14 protein-coding genes and 1 pseudogene are annotated in these 17138 nt (G+C 70.5%); 6 read left to right on the top strand and 9 right to left on the bottom strand.

The genetic code is table 11. The annotated features are described in order from the left end of the window. Positions 1–54: 54 nt before the first annotated feature. Complete coding sequence (locus ABZ919_RS21645; protein WP_361250128.1) at positions 55–1392, bottom strand: hydrolase; 1338 nt, start codon at positions 1390–1392, stop codon at positions 55–57. Between the two features lie 195 nt (positions 1393–1587). Here ABZ919_RS21645 and ABZ919_RS21640 point away from each other — a divergent pair, with 195 nt between their 5' ends. After that, positions 1588–2337, top strand: coding sequence for an SDR family oxidoreductase (locus ABZ919_RS21640; RefSeq protein ID WP_361250126.1), 750 nt, complete (start codon positions 1588–1590; stop codon positions 2335–2337). 55 nt (positions 2338–2392) lie between these two features. Here the strand turns inward: ABZ919_RS21640 and ABZ919_RS21635 are convergent, their stop codons facing one another. Beyond that, entirely contained in the window at positions 2393–3457 is a 1065-nt protein-coding gene (locus ABZ919_RS21635; RefSeq protein ID WP_361250123.1) for a YihY/virulence factor BrkB family protein, read from the bottom strand. 208 nt (positions 3458–3665) lie between these two features. Here ABZ919_RS21635 and ABZ919_RS21630 point away from each other — a divergent pair, with 208 nt between their 5' ends. Beyond that, the gene (locus tag ABZ919_RS21630) at positions 3666–4280 is read left to right on the top strand and encodes a YdeI/OmpD-associated family protein (protein ID WP_361250120.1); all 615 of its coding nucleotides are present in this window, start codon (positions 3666–3668) and stop codon (positions 4278–4280) included. A gap of 189 nt (positions 4281–4469) precedes the next feature. On the opposite strand, the gene ABZ919_RS21625 is transcribed toward ABZ919_RS21630, so the two are convergent. Further along, a complete protein-coding gene (locus tag ABZ919_RS21625) occupies positions 4470–5039 on the bottom strand; it encodes a TetR/AcrR family transcriptional regulator (protein WP_361250119.1) in 570 nt (189 codons plus the stop codon). Between the two features lie 61 nt (positions 5040–5100). Here ABZ919_RS21625 and ABZ919_RS21620 point away from each other — a divergent pair, with 61 nt between their 5' ends. The 3 genes from ABZ919_RS21620 (at position 5101) to ABZ919_RS21610 (ending at position 7961) form a co-directional block, all read left to right on the top strand. After that, on the top strand, positions 5101–6462 hold the full coding sequence (locus tag ABZ919_RS21620) for a DUF3533 domain-containing protein (RefSeq protein WP_361250116.1): 1362 nt from the start codon (positions 5101–5103) through the stop codon (positions 6460–6462). A gap of 228 nt (positions 6463–6690) precedes the next feature. Then, on the top strand, positions 6691–7164 hold the full coding sequence (locus tag ABZ919_RS21615; RefSeq protein ID WP_361250114.1) for a hypothetical protein: 474 nt from the start codon (positions 6691–6693) through the stop codon (positions 7162–7164). 320 nt (positions 7165–7484) lie between these two features. Further along, positions 7485–7961 (top strand): GreA/GreB family elongation factor, encoded by a 477-nt coding sequence (locus ABZ919_RS21610; protein WP_361250112.1) that lies wholly within the window; start codon positions 7485–7487, stop codon positions 7959–7961. A 46-nt stretch (positions 7962–8007) separates the two neighbouring features. Here the strand turns inward: ABZ919_RS21610 and ABZ919_RS21605 are convergent, their stop codons facing one another. The 5 genes from ABZ919_RS21605 to ABZ919_RS21585 form a co-directional block, all read right to left on the bottom strand. Then, a complete protein-coding gene (locus ABZ919_RS21605; protein ID WP_361250109.1) occupies positions 8008–10539 on the bottom strand; it encodes an ATP-dependent Clp protease ATP-binding subunit in 2532 nt (843 codons plus the stop codon). 123 nt (positions 10540–10662) lie between these two features. Beyond that, on the bottom strand, positions 10663–11595 hold the full coding sequence (locus tag ABZ919_RS21600; RefSeq protein WP_361250107.1) for a Dyp-type peroxidase: 933 nt from the start codon (positions 11593–11595) through the stop codon (positions 10663–10665). A gap of 395 nt (positions 11596–11990) precedes the next feature. Then, a complete protein-coding gene (locus ABZ919_RS21595; protein WP_361250104.1) occupies positions 11991–12368 on the bottom strand; it encodes an NUDIX domain-containing protein in 378 nt (125 codons plus the stop codon). 168 nt (positions 12369–12536) lie between these two features. Beyond that, entirely contained in the window at positions 12537–13418 is an 882-nt protein-coding gene (locus tag ABZ919_RS21590) for a diacylglycerol kinase family protein (protein WP_361250103.1), read from the bottom strand. Between the two features lie 49 nt (positions 13419–13467). Continuing rightward, positions 13468–15060 (bottom strand): FAD-binding oxidoreductase, encoded by a 1593-nt coding sequence (locus ABZ919_RS21585; RefSeq protein WP_361250100.1) that lies wholly within the window; start codon positions 15058–15060, stop codon positions 13468–13470. 112 nt (positions 15061–15172) lie between these two features. Between ABZ919_RS21585 and ABZ919_RS21580 the strand changes: the two genes are divergently transcribed. Beyond that, positions 15173–15772, top strand: coding sequence for a TetR/AcrR family transcriptional regulator (locus ABZ919_RS21580; protein WP_361250098.1), 600 nt, complete (start codon positions 15173–15175; stop codon positions 15770–15772). A 32-nt stretch (positions 15773–15804) separates the two neighbouring features. On the opposite strand, the pseudogene ABZ919_RS21575 reads toward ABZ919_RS21580, so the two are convergent. Then, a pseudogene (locus ABZ919_RS21575) lies at positions 15805–17005 on the bottom strand (RNA-guided endonuclease TnpB family protein). Positions 17006–17138: the final 133 nt, after the last annotated feature.

The raw sequence follows: 17138 nt of genomic DNA, 5'->3' as shown, positions 1-17138 counted from the left end.
GGGCCGAGGCGGTGAGTGCCGCCTCGGCCGCACGCGTTCTCCCCGGCCCGCGGGTCAGCGGACGAAGGAGATCTCGGGGTAGGCGTTGCTGGGCCCGTCCAGCACAGAGCGATGCTGATGCAGCAGTGTCTGGTCGAAGAAGGCGGCGAGGTAGTCGCGCTGGATCTTGATGGCACGGTTGGGGTCGATCGTGCCGAACAACTGCTGGAGCGTGGCCGGGGACCAGCCGACCAGGGGTGCGTACTGCGGGCCCAGCACCGCGTTGTCGTAGAAGGTCAGATGGGTGGCACCGTGGAGCTGGATGTCGACCCGGTATCCCTTCAGGTGCGACCACAACGTGCGCCACGATCCGTCATTGTTGCGGTTGTGGGTGCCGGAGCTGAAGAGCATGAAGGGCCGGTCGAGATCCTTGCTCGGCGCCGTTCCGAAGAACTGGCCGTCCAGGTCCGCGCCGGCGTCGATCCGGTGGTCGAGCTGCATGGCGGTGTCGACCGCGCCGCCGCCCAGCGAGAAGCCGAACATCCCGATGCGGGAGGTGTCCACGGCCTTGGACAGCCCGGTGGGGAGCTTGGCGTGGCCGGCGTCCGGGTCGCCGCCGTTGGCGATGGTTCCGAGCTGGTTGATGACGAAGCGGATGTCGGCGGCGCGCACCTTGAGCGTGTCGGAGGAGTGCGCGCCCGCCGGCATGGTGTTGACCTCCAGCCGGTTGCCCGGGAACTGCACCTCATTGGCGTCATGCGTGTGATCGACGGTGACGACGAGGTAACCGCGGCTGGCCAGGTCCTGGGCGAGTGCGGTGCCCATCGCACGGTCCGAGTGCAGGCCGGTCGAGTACAGCAGAACGGGCAGCTTGCCGTGCTTGGTGTCGACCGGGGCGAGGACGTGGCCGGCGGTTCGCGGCAGGGTCACCTGCTGCGGCGTCAGGCCCAGCGAGGTGCTGAGGAAGTGGGCACCGGCCACCGACGACATCCACGGCGCCTCATAGTGCCCGGACGGGGAGGAGGTCGGGTACCACAACGACACCATCAGCTCGCGTGCGCGATTGCCCGGGACGTACGGATCCGTACGGGACTTGTCGATGAGGTGCAGGCCGACCATGCCCACCGAGGAGTGCCCGCTCGGTGCGGGAAGAGTGAGCTGGAGGGGCGAGGCACCCGCGCGGAGGCGGGGGACCGTGTGACGGGCGACCTTGCGCTGGACGCGTACGTCGTCGTTCTGGGGCGCCCAGGGCGCGTACCCGTCGGGACTGGTGGTGGAGGCGGCGGAAGACTTCGGCTTGCCGGCGGCCGTTGCGGGCGCCGCCCCTGCGCCCAGCACGATGGCCAGCGCGCCCGCCGCACCGATCGTTCTGGCTATCGCTCTACGGCGGTTGCGCGGTCGAAGTTGTTGCATGGGATCCCCCTGAAACGGTCAGTGATCATGGGACCGACGATCATACGTCGGCACACCGTACATGGCTCCCTGGTGGCCGGCCTCCACGGACCACCACACGCAGGCCTGTTGGTCTCCTGGCCGAGCGTCGTCCGCCGGCACCTCGAGGTCCGTTCGCCGCCAGCGTTCCTCATGGGCCGCCGGTGAGATGGACACATGACTTCACAGGCAACCCTTGACGGCAAGAAGGCCCTGGTCACCGGCGGCAGCCGGGGCATCGGTGCGGCGACGGCTGTGCGACTGGCGCAGGAGGGCGCGGATGTGGCCGTGACCTATGTGCAGCACAAGGAGGCGGCGGAGGACGTGGTGCGGGCTGTTCAAGCCTTGGGGCGGCGGTCGGTGGCTCTGCGCGCCGACGCCGCGAACGCACAGGAGGCGGCGAACGCGGTGGGCCGTGCGGCCGAGGCGCTCGGCGGCCTGCACGTCCTGGTGAACAATGCGGGGGTCGGACTGATGCAGCCGCTGGAGAGCCTGTCGCTCGCCGACGTGGACCACCTGATCGCCGTGAACGTCCGCGGGACGTTCCTGGCAGCGCAGGCCGCCGCCGCTGTGATGGCGCCCGGTGGGCGGATCATCACCATCGCCAGCTGCATCACCCATCACACACCCGGGCCCGGCGCCACCCTGTACGCGATGAGCAAGTCGGCCGTCGTCGGGCTGACGAAGGCGCTGGCACGCGAGCTGGGCGGGCGCGGGATCACGGCGAACGTCGTGCATCCGGGCCCGACCGACACCGACATGAACCCCGCGGACGGCCCGTTCGCGGACGCGCAGGCGGCGATGACCGCTCTCGGCCGCTTCGGTACGGCCGAGGAGGTGGCGTCCGTGGTGGCCTACCTGGCACGTCCGGCGGCGGCGTACGTGACGGGCGCGGAACTCTCGGTCGACGGCGGGTACGCCGCATGACGCGGGGGGCGCGCCGTGCCGTCGGCCCGGCTGCGCCCCGCCGACCCGGCCCGGTTCATTTCTCGTTCAGCCGGCGTACCTCGTCCTCGTCCCACGTCGTGGTGTCGCGTGGCTGGGTGTAGGGCTCGGCCCGGGGCGGGAGTCCGCCGGCGATGGCCCGCTGCCGCACGGTCTCCGCGTCGAACTCCAGGCCCAGCAGGATCGCCAGGTTGCTGATCCACAGCCAGACCAGGAAGACGATGACTCCGGCCATGGTGCCGTAGGTCTTGTTGTAGGAGGCGAAGTTCGCGACGTAGAAGGCGAATCCGGCGGAGGCGATCATCCAGATGGCCAGCGCAAGCACACTGCCCGGAGTGATCCACCTGAACCCCTTGACCTTGGCGTTGGGCGTCGCCCAGTACAGGATCGCGATCATCACCGTGACCAGCAGGACCAGCACCGGCCATTTCGCGATCGACCACACCGTCAGTGCCGTGTCACCGACGCCCAGGGCCTGACCGGCGCGGTGGGCCAGGCCGCCGGTGAAGACCACGATCAGCGCGCTGGCCACGGCGAGCACCATCAGGACGACCGTGACTCCGATCCGCACCGGCAGGATCTTCCACACCGGACGGCCCTCCGGCATGTCGTAGACGGCGTTGGCGGCGCGGATGAAGGCGGCCACGTACCCCGACGCCGACCAGAGCGCCACCACGATGCCGACGACGGCCATGACCGAGCCGATACCGGCGTTGTTCTGCAACTGCTCCACGGCCCTGGTGATGATGTCCCGGGCGGATCCGGGCGCGAGGTGGCTGAGGTTGGCCAGCACCTTGTCCGTGGCCGACTTTCCGGCTACGGAGAGCAGCGACACCAGTACCAGCAGCGCCGGGAACAGGGCGAGGACTCCGTAGTAGGTCAGTGCGGCGGCCCGGTCGGTCAGCTCGTCGTCCTTGAACTCGCGCAGGGAACCCTTGAGCACGGCGCCCCAGGCCCGCTTCGGCAACTGCGCCGGTGTGTCGGGCGCGGCCTCCTCGACGTGCTGGGCCGGTCCGGCCTCTTCCGGCGTCGGCACGTGCGGCGGTGAGGTCTCGCCGTCGTCGTGCCGGTGGTGGGGCATGTGCGGATGCAGCTTCGCCATGCCCCTCCGGGTATCCCGGCCTGGCGACGTCAAGCCCGGCGTGAGCGCCGGATCCGGCCGTGGCCCCGGCGAGCTGGGCGCTGGGGCCCAGGACACCGACGGATGCGCCAGGCCCCTCGCGCACTCCGACAGCGTCCGGAAACTTCAGGGGCCGTGCGTCGGTCGTCGGCGTGCCGCCTGATTGACCGTGCCACCGGGGTGGGTTTTGATGTGGCGCATGTCCGATGGTGCGCATACCGGCGCAGAGCCGAACGGGGCCGATCCGGTCCTCGCCTTTGCCGGCCAGGGCTCGTGGGAGAAGTGGCTGGAGGAGCATCACGCCGATGCGCGGGGTGTCTGGCTGAAGATCCCGAAGAAGGGTTCCGGGATCGACGGCGTCGACTACGCAGAGGCGCTGGAGTCGGCGCTCTGCTTCGGCTGGATCGACGGGCAGAAGAAGAAGCTCGACGATCAGCACTGGCTGCAGCGCTTCAGCCCGCGCCGGCAGGGCAGCAAGTGGTCGAAGGTGAACCGCCAGAAGGCCACCGAGCTCACGGAGCAGGGCCGGATGCGACCGGCCGGGCTGCGCGAGGTGGAGAAGGCCAAGGCGGACGGCCGCTGGGAGGCGGCGTACGCGAGTCAGGGCACGGCCACGGTCCCCGAGGACCTCCGGGCGGCTCTCGAGGCCCTTCCGAAGGCGCGGGAGTTCTTCGCCACCCTGGACAGCCGGAACCGGTACGCGATCCTCTACCGGATCCAGGACGCCAAGAAGCCGCAGACCCGGGCGGCGCGGATCGAGAAGTTCGTCGCCATGCTCGCAGCGCAGCAGAAGATCCACCCCTGAGCACCCCGACACGCCCCGGACCTCTGATCCGCCGACCGGTGCGGTCGGAAAGACACTTGCCGGCGCGCGCCGGAAGGGGTCCGAGCGGCATCATGGGCCGAGTCCGGCATCCAGTGCCGAGCGGACGACCCGATCACCGCGCCATCCGCAACGGTCCCGGCTACGCCGGCACGCGCCGTGCGGCGGCTCTCAGACGGGCGTGGTGTGGCCGAGCGCGCCCAGCCCCGCGGCCACGACGACGTCCGTCAGGTCGGTCCATCGCGTGTCGCGGTTGGCCATCATCGTGGAGGTGACCGCACCGATCGCGGACACCACCCGCACATGCCGCTCCTCGTCGCTCCACATCCGCGGGTCGAACGCCTCGAGGAGCGTGCGCTGGGCCCGGGAGAGACGTTCCAGAACCTCGGGGTCGCGGGTGAGCCAGAAGGCACCCACGATGAGCGCGCCCGTCCCCGGCCACTCCTGGATCAGTTCGACGAGCGCCTCGAGCAGGGCCGCGTCGCGTCGTGGTCCGACCGGGAGCCCGTCGGCCGCGGCGGCCACGCGTGTGACGTGTTCCTCGGTGCGGGCGACGACTGCGGACTGGATCCGCTCCTTGGACCCGAAGCGCTTCAGCACCGCGGCTTTCGAGTAGCCGGCGGCGTCGGCGATGGCCTGCACGGGCCCCTGGGCGAACCCGTGCCGGGCGAACACGAAGGCGGCCACGTCGAGCAGCGCGCGGTCGATCTCCTCGCTCGTGAGCTTCACGGTTGACTTCACGACCTCAGGTTACCATCCTGGTCACCGAGTAACCAAAATGGTCACCTCGAAGGGATACGGCATGATGACGAACAGCACGGGTCTCGCGGGCAGGAAGGCGACGCCGCGGCTGTGGCCGGCTCCGGCCGTCATCGTCTCCGTCGTCATGGCGGTGCTGGCGGCCCTGTACCTGGGCGGCACGGTGAACCCCGCCGACCACCTCTCCGGCTTCCCGGTCGCGATCGTCGACGCCGACACCGGGGTCACCACCGCCCACGGACAGCGGGTCGACATAGGCGAGCAGATCGCCGGCAGCCTGCGCGAGGGTGTCGACCACGACAAGTTCGACCTGCGCTCGCTCAGCCTCGCCGAGGCGAAGCACGAGCTGGGCCGGGCGGAGCTCTACGGCGCGATCGTGCTGCCCCCGGACCTCAGCAGGAAGCTGACGTCCCTTGCCTCGGGTGCCGTCACCGGTGCGACCGTTCAGCGGCCGCAGATCACCGTCTACACCAACCCCCTCGCGAACACCTCCAGCGCATCCGTCGTCAACACCCTCGCGACCAAGGCGCTCACGCGGGCCAATGCGGCTGTCGGCAAGCAGCTCCTCGCCCAGGTGACGTCGGCACGGGCCGAGACGGCCGCTGCACAGGCACGGCCGGGGGCGGCCCCGGCACAGGCACGGGCCGTACCGGGCACCGCGCGACTCGTCCTGTCCACGCCGATGGACGTGCGGGTCACCCCGTTCGAGCGCGTTCCCGACGGCACGGGCAACGGCCTGTCCGCCTTCTACTACGCCCTGCTCCTCGTCCTCGCCGGGTTCACCGGTTCCCTGATCGTCAGCAACCTGGTCGACTCCCGACTCGGCTTCACCCCGCAGGAATTGGGCCCGGTCTACCGCATGGAACGCCACTCGGGACGCAGCCGCCTCGCCACCCTCGTCCTGAAGTGGGGCATCATGACGGGCGTCGCGGCAGTCGTCTCGACGATCTACCTGGCCATCGCGGACGGGCTCGGCATGCCTGTGGACCACCCGTGGCAGCTCTGGGCGCTGGGCGTGCTGGCCATCACCGCCGTCGCCGTGGTCGTCCAGGCGGTCCTCGCCCTGCTGGGCAGCCTGGGCCTGGTGGTCAACCTCTTCCTGTTCATCGTCCTGTCGGTCCCGAGCGCCGGCGGGGCGGCACCGCTCGAGGCCACTCCGTCCGCCGTCCGCTTCCTCGGCACCTTCGAGCCGCTGCACCAGATCTACGTCGGCGTCCGGTCGGTCCTGTACTTCGGAGCCGTCTGGGACGCGGGACTCGGCCGCGCGGTGACCGCAGCGGCGGCGGCCCTCGTCCTCGGGCTCGGCGCCGGAGCCCTCGGTACCCTCGCCTACGACCGCAAGGGCCTGGTGCGTCGCCACGCCGCCCCTTCCGCGGAGGTGCCCGCGGCCGCCGGAGCCGCATGATCGCCACCCCGGATCACACCCCCTGCCCCCAGCCGGCGCAGTGTCGCCTCGGGCGCGTCCCCGTCGTGCCGTACGGCACGTGGGCGTAGGTGCAGACGGGATGGACGTCCCCCACCGATTGGGAGGGATCGGCCGGGTGCTGCCGGCCGACCAGCGCGAAGGGCCGCTCCGAACGAGCCCGCGTGACGGGCAGTGCCGGACCGGGGTTGCGAGGAGTGCTCGATTCCGGTGACCGTCCGGCCCGAGCATGCGGGCCGTGTCCGCCACGGAACGCAGCAGCACCCCGGCGCTGCCGTCGCCGAGCGGGTGGAGGCGGTCGATGCCGGGCAACAGCCAGCGCACACCGTGCCGTTCCGATTCGAGCGCGCGCAGCGCCGGGGAGCCGACGGCCATGGGACGGATGCCCGAGCAGTGGCCGTGGACGAGACCCGGCACGACGGCCTCGTGGCTCCGGGCGCCTGCGCCGACCTCGTCCGCCGCTTCCAGGAACGTGACGTCGAGTCCGCCCTGGCGAGGAGGGCAGCGGCGGAGAGCCTGTTGGAGCCCGCCGCCGACCCGTACGGCCGCCGTCACGGCGGGTACCTCGACGCGACCGCGTGCGTGAGAGCGGGAAGCGGCGCCGTCAGTCCCCTGTGTTCCGATGTGGTCCGATGTGTTCCGGGGCTGACGGCGGGACTTCAGGACTGGGGTCGTTTCCCGTGATTGGCGGCGTGGCTGCGGCGGGACTTCTTCTTCCGGCGTCGTTTCGAGGACACGGAGACCTCCCGGTCGGAGAGGGGGAACAATACAGAAAAGGGCATAAACAGGGTATATCCGTACTCAGTGGGCCTCCACCGCACCACCCGCCGCGCGCAGCCACTGCCGCCCCCCGCCCCACCGCCCGCGCGGGACAGCACGACCTAGGACTCCGGTTGCTACGATGCGGAAAATGCCCGAATCGCTCATATTCTGCCCTTGCTTCTCCCCTCCTTCGATCTGCCCTCCCTCGATCCCCTCGATCTCCCTCGACCAGAGGAGCCGGAATGACCGGTGACCCGGAGCCGATCAGTTCCGCGGCCCGCCGCGCGCTGGAGCAAGAGCTGGCCGACCTGCGCGACGAGCGCCGGCTCGTCGCCGGAACCCTGCAGGACACCACGGACGTGGGCGACCAGGCCGACCAGGCCGACCAGTTGCAGCGCGCCGATCAGATGGACCGCCTGGACCGTCGTATCAGGGACATCACCGAGCGGCTCCACCAGGCAGACGTCGCCGGCCCCGCTCCCACGGACGAGGTCGGTGTGGGCAGCACGGTCACCGTCCGCTTCCCGGACGGCTCGGTGGAGACCCTGCAGATCGGCGAGATCGCCGAGGCCCTGGACCAGAACCTGGTCACCTTCGACAGCCCGCTCGGCCGCGCGCTGCTCGGGCACCACGCCGGTGACTCGGTCCGTTTCGACACACCGGACGGCCCGTCCAGCGTGGTCGTGATGTCGATCGGCGAGCAGGGCCCGCAGGGCTGAAGGACCACGGTCGGCCTCGGCCCGTGGTCCTTCAGCCCTGCGACGGTCACCGCTCCGTCGTCGCGGCGCCCGCCTCCGCCGGCTCGCCCGACCCGCCGTTCCTGCGCACGGTGCAGTGCAGGGAGTCGTGTTGTACGTCGGCGACGATCGTGTCGCCCGGCTCGGCCTCGCCGCTGAGCAGGAGAGTGGCGATGCGGTTGTCGAGTTCCGCCTGGATGGTGCGGCGCAGCGGCCGGGCGCCGAACTCGGGCTGGTGACCGTGGGCGATGAGCAGTCTCTTCGCCGCCTCGGTCACCTCCAGTGTCATGCCCTGGGCGTGGACGCGGCGTTTGCTCTGGTCCAGCAGATGGTCCACGATCTCGCTCAGATGGTCCTCGGTCAGCCCGTGGAAGATGATGATGTCGTCGATCCGGTTGAGGAACTCGGGCAGGAACCTGGTCCGCAGGTCCTCCATCAGCTCGTCCTTCAGCTCCGACACATCGCCCTTGTGGTCCAGGATCCGGTGCGCGCCGATGTTGGACGTCATGATGATCACGCAGTGCCGGAAGTCGACGGTGCGGCCCTGGGCGTCGGTGAGCCGGCCGTCGTCCAGGATCTGCAACAGGGTGTTGAAGACGTCCGGGTGCGCCTTCTCCACCTCGTCGAACAACACCACGCTGTACGGCTGGCGGCGCACCTTCTCCGTCAGCTGCCCCGCTTCCTCGTACCCCACGTATCCGGGCGGGGCGCCCACGAGCCGGGCGACGGTGTGCTTCTCCTGGAACTCGCTCATGTCGAACCGGATCATCCGGTCCTCGTCGCCGAACAGCAACGCCGCGAGGGTCTTGGCGAGTTCGGTCTTGCCGACGCCGGTGGGGCCGAGGAAGAGGAAGGATCCCACCGGCCGGTTGGGATCGCCCATCCCGGCGCGGTTGCGGCGCACTGCCTGGGACACGGCGGTGACGGCCTCGTTCTGTCCGACGATCCGGGCGTGCATCTCCTCCTCCAGCTTGAGCAGCTTCTCCTTCTCGCTGGCGGTGAGCTGGGAGACGGGGATACCGCTACGGCGGGAGACCACATCGGCGATGTCCGCGGCCGTCACCGACACGACGCCCTCGCGGCGTTCCTCGATGCCGGCCAGCTCGCCCTCCACCTCCGCTATCTGCCGTTTGAGTTCCGACGCCTTCTCGAAGTCCTCCCCTGAGACGGCTTGTTCGAGCTCACGGCGGAGTTGGGCGATCCTGTCCTCGCGGCTGACCACCTCCGTGGACCGGCCCGCGCTGCGCAACCGCACCCGTGCACCGGCCTGGTCCATCACATCGATCGCCTTGTCGGGGAGGAATCGGTCCGTGATGTACCGGTCGGACAACTCCGCCGCGGCCACCAGTGCGGCGTCCTCGAACCGGACCTGGTGGTGCGCCTCGTAGGAGTCGCGCAGTCCCTCCAGGATCTGCACCGTCTCCTCCACCGTCGGCTCCGGCACCATCACCGGCTGGAACCTGCGCTCCAGCGCCGCGTCCTTCTCCACGTACTTGCGGTACTCGTCGATCGTCGTGGCCCCCACCACACGAAGCTCACCGCGCGCGAGGGCGGGCTTGAGCATGTTGCCCGCGTCCATCGAACCCTCCCCGGTCGCGCCCGCGCCCACCACGGCGTGCAGCTCGTCGATGAACAGGATGATCCGGCCCTTGGCCGCCTGGACGTCCTCGATGACCTTCTTCAGCCGCTCCTCGAACTGCCCCCGGTACTGTGCGCCCGCCACCATCCCCGACAGGTCCAGTGCCACGACCCGCTTGTCCTTCAGGGTGTCGGGGACCTCCCCCGCCACGATCCGCTGTGCCAGCCCCTCCACGATCGCCGTCTTGCCCACACCGGGCTCACCGATCAGCACCGGGTTGTTCTTCGAGCGCCGGGAGAGGATCTCGACCGTCTGCTCGATCTCCTCCGCACGCCCCACCACCGGATCGAGCCTGCCCGCCTTCGCCTCTTCCGTCAGATCCCGCCCGAACTCGTCCAGCGTCGTCGCCGGCTCCTTCTTCCGCTCGGTGGGAAGTGCGTCGGCGCGGGCGGCCTGTTCGGTCAGATCCGCCAGTTTCCCGGGGTCCATGCCCTCACCGCGCAGCATTTTGGCGGCGCCCGTGTCGCTGTCGCCCAGCAGGGCGCCGAGGATGTGCTCGGGGCCGATGTACGACACACCGGCTGCCTGGGAATGCGCGTAGGCCGCCCCGAGCGTGCGCTTGGCCGCGGGAGTCAGGCCCGGTTGCGAGGACGGCTCGCCGGACTCCCGGGGCAGGACCTTGGCGATCTCCGCCGCCAGCGTGTCGGGGTCCACGCCCACCTGCGACAGCAGCCTGCGAGACGGCTCGACCTTGGTCGCCGCCCACAGCAGATGTTCCGTGTCCAGATCGGACGTCCCGTCCTCGAGCGCCCGCTGCGCGGCCCGGTTCAGCAGCTCCTGCGAGGACTCCGTCAGCAGCCGGCCGATGGGCACCCGCTGCACGGCCGGAGGCGATGACGCCGGAGACATCCCGAAGAAACGATTGAACAACTCGCTGAAGGGATCCGACGAACCGAACGGTGCACCGAACGACATCGACATGACAGCTCCTGGGCGCGGGGGGCGGTTATCCGCGGGGGCGTTGTCCCGGGGTCCGTAATCACTGAACCCCGCTGTGCACGGCACCGCAAACGGAGCACACGCACCGCCGTTCATGACACAGAGTCATCGCGGAGCGGCGGGCAGATCCTCGAGAAAGGTGACGGTGGGTACGTGGAAGAGGCAGCCTGTGACCGGTACGGAGAATTCGAGAATCCGGTCGTGCTGCCCCGTGTGCCGACCGAGGAACATGTTCCTCAGCATTTCCTCCGTGACGTCGGGCGTTCGGGCATAGCCGATGAAATAGGTACCGAATTCGCCTTTGCTGATGTTCCCGAAGGGCATGTTCTCCCGTACGATCTTGCGTTCGTTGCCGTTCTCGTCGGTGATGGTGTTGAGCGCCACGTGGGAATCTCCGGGCTTCACGTCGTCGGGGAGCTCGACGTTCTCCAGTTTCGTGCGCCCGATGACCAGGTTCTGCTCCTGGACCGACAGGGTGTTCCAGGCTGTCATGTCGTGCAGGTACTTCTGCACGGTCACATAGCTGCCTCCGGCGAATGCGGCGTCCTCGTCGCCGATGAACACGGCGTCGTCCGCGACTTTTCCCTCGGGGTTCTCACTGCCGTCCACGAAGCCGAGCAGATCGCGTTCGTCGAAGAATTTGAAGCCATGTACCTCGTCGACGACGGTGGCCGCTCCCGCCAGCCGTTCGCCGAGCAGCCGGGCCAGTTCGAAGCAGAGGTCCATGCGCTGGGAGCGGACATGGAAGAGGAGGTCGCCGGGTGTGCCGGGGGCCCGATGACGCGGGCCCGCCAGGTCCGGGAAGGGATGCAGTTGCCGTGGGCGCGGGCCGCTGAAGAGACGGTCCCATGCGGACGATCCGATCCCGACGACACAGCTGAGTTCCTCGGCGGGTGCGCGGAAGGCCACCGAGCGGCGCAGCGGCGCGACGTCCTCGAGCACGTCGCGGACCGCGCCCTCCCCGCCCGGCGCGACCGTGACGACGAGGAACACGGCGGCCCTGGCCGGCGGGACGATCACGGGCTGCGGTTCGACCACGGGAGTCCGCCTCCTCATGAGGTCCTCGAAGACCGATGTCCTTGGAGACCACGTCTTTCCAGCATGGCGCCGCCCTCCCGACTCGGCAGCTCGTACCGGGACCGGCGCGCGGCCGGGCCGGCGGTCCGGGATCGTCTTCACGCGCGGCGGTCGGGAACGCCCGTGCCGTGCTCGTTCGTCAGCCGGAATACCTCCTCGCCCTTTCCCGGGAGCGGTACGAGGTGCTGACGCGCGACCGCGGCGAACGGCGCACCCACTCGGTGCGGGCCGTCGGCGGCCCGGCGCGGCTGGTCGCGACGGGTGAGATCGACCAGGGGGTCGACGACCGGCAGCGGTTCCTGGCGATTCCGCCCTGGACCGCGCGGCGGACCACCGACCGGCGGACACGGCGTATGTCACACGGGCGTGTGGCCCCGAAGATACGCCTGTACGGCCGACGGGAGGTCGGCGTCGGCGGCTTCGGGGATCGGCACCCAGCGCACCTGCTCCGGCGTGAGGGCGGCTCCGTCCGACGGGGACTCGCTCAGCAGTTGGCACACCACCGCCTGCGCCCCGTCCGCCCGCTCTCCGTCACGCGGGGTCAGGGGCTCGGTGCCGTCGACCAAGTAACCGGTGAGTTCGTAGACGACGCGCGCCGCGGTGGCCTCGGCCGGCTCGGCAGGCTGGGGAGTCCCCGAGGGCAGCACCCGGCCGTCGCCGTCCTCGACGAGCAGCAGCCGTCCGTCGTACAGGACGACCGCCTGCACCACACCCTCCTCGGGATCCAGTGTCATGACCGACCATCCCCTCCCCCGGCGCGCTCAGCCGGGTTCCCCTCCCCTACCCATGGCCGGCCCGTCGTGCACCGACGCCGTGTCACTTCTCGGCCGGGGCGGGGAATTCCCGGTCGTCGGTGGCAGCCCCTGACGCGCGCTCGGCGCCGGGTGAGCGGAGTGAGGGGGTCAGTACAGCATCGGGAGATCCGCGGGGCGCACCCGCACCGTCACCGGGAGGGTGGCGTCGACCTCGCCGTCCGCGCCGTAGGGGACGGGTCGGTTCGCTTCGATGTGCAGTTCCCTGCCGCGCAGCACGCGTACCTCCGGGCGGTGCACATGGCCGCCCGTCTTCAGCTCGTTCATGAGGGCGAAGAAGAGCCTGCGCGGTGCCTCCCGGATCATCACCACGTCCAGCAGTCCGTCGTCGACGCGCGCATCGGGTGCGATGAGCCGGCCGGAGCCGTAGTAGGGGGAGTTGGCGGCGACGACGGTGTAGCCGCGGTGGGTGTGTTCCTCGCCGTCCACGGTGACGCGGTAGTCGGCGGCCCGCCAGGTGGTGACGGCGCGCAGGCCGCCCGCGTAGTAGGAGGCGGAACCGCGCAGGAGCCGGGCGTGGTTGGCGTGCCGGTTGGCCAGCGCGTCCACGCCGGCGTAGACACTGCCCAGGACGACGGTGCGGGGGTGGACGGCCGACTCGACCTCGATGGTGTCGACCGGCCTGGCCTCGGCGTGCAGCAGGATCTCGGCGAGTGCGGCGGGGTCGGCGGGCAGCTCGAGGGCGCGGGCGAAGTCGTTCCCGCGTCCCGCGGGCACCAGACCGAGGACGGTGCCCGTGCCGCTGAGCGCGCCGCCGATCCCGCCGGCGATGCCGTCTCCGCCGACGGCCAGGACGATCCGGCCGCGCTCGCCGGCGCGCCGTGCGATGTCCTGGGCGTGGGCGAGGCTGCGGCTGTACTCCGTCTCCAGCCCGGCCCCGGCCTCGCGCAGGAGCCGGGCCAGGTGCAGCACGGTCGCCGCCCCGGTGGAGCCGCCCGCGGTGGGGTTGACGACGGCGGTGAACTGGCGCATCGGTGTGCCTCCGAAGCAGGCGGATCGGGTGGGGGTCGGTCGGTGCGGGTCAGTCGGTGGGGAGCAGGACGCCGGGATTGAGCAGGCCCTCGGGGTCCAGTCGGCGCTTCACCGCCCGCAGGGCCGAGATGCCGAGCGGTCCGGCCTCGCGGACGTACCAGTCTCGGTGGTCGGTGCCGACCCCGTGGTGGTGGGAGATGGTGCCGCCGGCCGCCAGCACGGCCTCGTTGGCGGCGTGCTTGGCGGGCGTCCAGTGGGCCACCGGGTCCTCGCCCTGAGCGCTGACGACCGTGAAGTACAGGGAGGCACCGTTCTCGTACACGTGGGAGATGTGGCACATCACCAGGGGCGGGGTGCCGGCCTCGGTGAGGGTGTCGGTGAGGGCGGTGCGGACGGCCGTGTAGAGGCCGGGGATGCGGGACCAGAAGGCCGCGGTCTCCAGGGTTTCGGCGAAGGCACCGACGTCGAGCAGGGCGTCGCGGAGGTAGGGCGCGGAGAAGCGGCCGTGGGCCCAGCGTTCGCCCGGTTCGGCGCCGACGAGGGTGCCGCCGCAGGCGGTGAGGACGGCCGCCGCCTGTTCCCGGCGCTGTGCGGTGTCCTCGGCCGTGCCCTCGTAGCCGGCGATGGCCAGGCAGCCGGCGGCGCTCTGGGCCAGGTCGCCGCCGATGGCGTCGGGTTGGGCCAGCCCGATGAGGGTCTCGGTCTCGTCGGAGAGCCGCAGTACGGTCGGCCGGGGCCCGTCCTGGGCGAGCCGGCGCAGCGCGGCGGCGCCCTCCTCGAAGGAGGCGAAGCGCCAGCCCTCGTAGATCCGCACCTGCGGCAGTGGGCGGATCCGGACGGTCACGGAGGTGATGACGCCGAACGCGCCCTCGGAGCCGAGGATCAGCTGGCGCAGGTCGGGGCCGGCGGCGGAGCGCGGGGCGCGGCCGGTCTCGAGGGTGCCCTCGGGGGTGGCGAGGGTCAGGCCGAGGACCATCTCGTCGAAGCGGCCGTACCCGGCGGAGGCCTGGCCGCTGGAGCGGGCGGCGGCGAAGCCGCCGATGGTGGCCCACTCGAAGGACTGCGGGAAGTGCCCGAGGGTGAAGCCGTGTCCGGCGAGCAGGGCCTCGGCCTCGGGGGCGCGGAGGCCGGGCTGGAGTACGGCGGTGCGGGAGACGGGGTCCAGGTCGAGCAGGTCGTTCATGCGGCGCAGGTCCAGGGTGATGAACGAGGTGCGCTCGGGGGCGAGTCCGCCGACGACCGAGGTGCCGCCGCCGAAGGGCACCACGGCAAGACTGTGCTCGGCACAGGTGCGCAGGACGGCGAGGACCTCGTCGTGGGAGGCGGGCAGCACCACGGCCTGCGGGACGTCCGAGAAGTCCCCGGCGCGGATGCGCAGCAGGTCGGGGGTGGACTTGCCGCGGGTGTGGCGGATGCGGCTCTCGCCGTCGGTGCGGACGTGCTCCGCGCCGCCGACGGCCTCGGCGAGCGCCTCGAGCGTGGCCGGGGCGGCCGTGGCGGCGGGCAGGTCGACGTCCTCCAGGGACAGCGCGGGGGTGCTGCGGGGCTTGACGCCGAGCAGGTCGCGCAGCAGTCCGGCCACCGAGTCGGGCAGGGGTGCCGCCTTGGCCGGGTCGCCCCAGCCGTTCCACAGCATGTCCATTGAACGGTCGTCCTCACAGGTCGGTGTGCTCGGTTCGCGCGTCGGCCGGCGGTCGTGCCACGGGGCTACGGTGTCTGCTCCGCCGGCCGCCCGGGGCGTTACACTGTGACACATGGCGCCTATTCGTCACAACGGTTCGGACAACGATCATGTGCTCGACGCGGTGCGCGACTGCGTGCTGGCCGTCGGGGTCCGCCGCACCACCCTCGCCGACGTGGCACGCCGCGCCGGCGTCTCGCGGATGACGCTGTACCGGCGCTGGCCGGATCTGCGGACCCTGGTGGGCGATCTGATGACCCGGGAGTGGATCGACGTGGCCACCCGGGCGATCCCCGAGCCGACCGCCGGCACGGACACCCGCACCCGGATCGTGGACGGACTGGTGGCGGGCGTCGAGGCCTTCCGGGCGCACCCGCTCTTCCGCAAGATCGTGGACGTCGATCCGGAACTGCTGCTGCCCTATGTGCTCGACCGGCGCGGAGCGAGCCAGGAGGCGCTGCTCGCCCTGCTGGCCGACGCGCTGAGCGCGGGCCACGCGGACGGGTCGGTACGTCCCGGCCATGTCGAACGACAGTCCCGCACCCTGCTGTTGACCGTGCAGTCCTTCACTCTGTCCCTGCGCACGATGACCGACGAGGACGATCCGGAGCTCGGCTCCCCCGCCTTTCTCGGCGAGTTGCGCACCCTCCTGGAGAGGACCCTCACGCCTTGACTTCCTCCCCTCTCCTGAAGGAGGGGGGATTCCTACGGCTCGCGCCGTGGGGGTTTCTGCTTCGTCGCCGACTGCCCGCCCGCCCGGAGTTCTCCGTTGAGGTCTTACGCCAGCTCCACAGACAGACACGGCCAGCCCGGCCGCCAGGATGTTCTTCGCGGCGTTCACGTCCCGGTCGTGGGTCGTGCCGCAGTCGCAGGTCCAGGAACGGACGTGCAGCGCCATCGTGCCCTGCAGGCTGCCGCAGGTGGAGCACAGCCTGGAGGAGGGGAACCAGCGGTCGACCGCGATCACTTCGTGGCCGTACCACTGGGCCTTGTTCTCCAGCATGCTCCGGAACTCGCTCCACGCCGCGTCGCTGATGGCGCGGGCGAGCTTGCCGTTCTTCACCATGTTGCGAACAGCCAGGTCCTCGATCACGATCGTTCGGTTCTCACGAACGAGCCGAGTGGTGATCTTGTGCAGGTGGTCGCGTCGCCGGTCGGCGATGCGGGCATAGACCTTGGCGACCTTCCGGCGGGCCTTGGCCCGGTTCGCTCCGTCACCCTTGGCCTTGCGGGCAAGCTGCCGCTGGGCCTTGGCAAGGCGGGCGCGTTCTCGCCGCTCGTGCCGGGGGTTGGCGATCTTCTCTCCGGTGGAGAGGGTCAGGAGGTGGTCCAGGCCGGCGTCTATGCCGATCGCCGTGTGAGTTGCGGGAAGCGGCTGGACGGAGGGATCTTCGCACAGCAGGGACACGTACCAGCGTCCGGCCGTGTCCTGGGAGACGGTCACCGTGGACGGCGAAGCGTCTTCGGGAAGCGGACGGGACCACACGATGTCCAGCGGCTCCGCCATCTTCGCCGGCGTCAGCTTCCCGTCCCGGAACCGGAACGCGCTGGTGGTGTACTCCGCCGACTTCCGCGACTTCTTCCGCGACCTGAAACGAGGGTACTTCGCGCGCTCGGCGAAGAAATCGGTGAACGCCGTCTGAAGGTGGCGCAGTGCCTGCTGGAGCGGGACGGAGGAGACGTCGTTGAGGTACGCCAGTTCCACGGTCTGCTTCCAGGCCGTCAGCATCGCCGACGTCTGGTTGTAGTTCACCCGCTCCTGTCGCGCCCACGCCTCGGTGCGCGCCGCAAGGGCCAGGTTGTAGACCTTCCGCACGCAACCGAACGTGCGCGAGAGCTCGGCTGCCTGCGCATCGGTCGGATGGAAGCGGTACTTGAACGCCCGCTTCACGCCGGTGGCCCTCACGGCTCACATGCTGGCCCATCAGTTTGTGAACGCTGCCGGTAGTTGGGGAAGTGCACCGTCCCGCCCCGGCGACGAACCTGCTTTCCTTCCCCTGCTCCGCAGGGGCTCGATTCCTCCCCGCCCTGAACGACGG

This window comes from Streptomyces sp. NPDC046759 (assembly GCF_040645475.1).
Classification (GTDB): Bacteria; Actinomycetota; Actinomycetes; order Streptomycetales; family Streptomycetaceae; genus Streptomyces.
The sequence above is the reverse complement of the archived record's forward strand: the minus strand, read 5'-3'. Positions and strand labels throughout refer to the sequence as shown.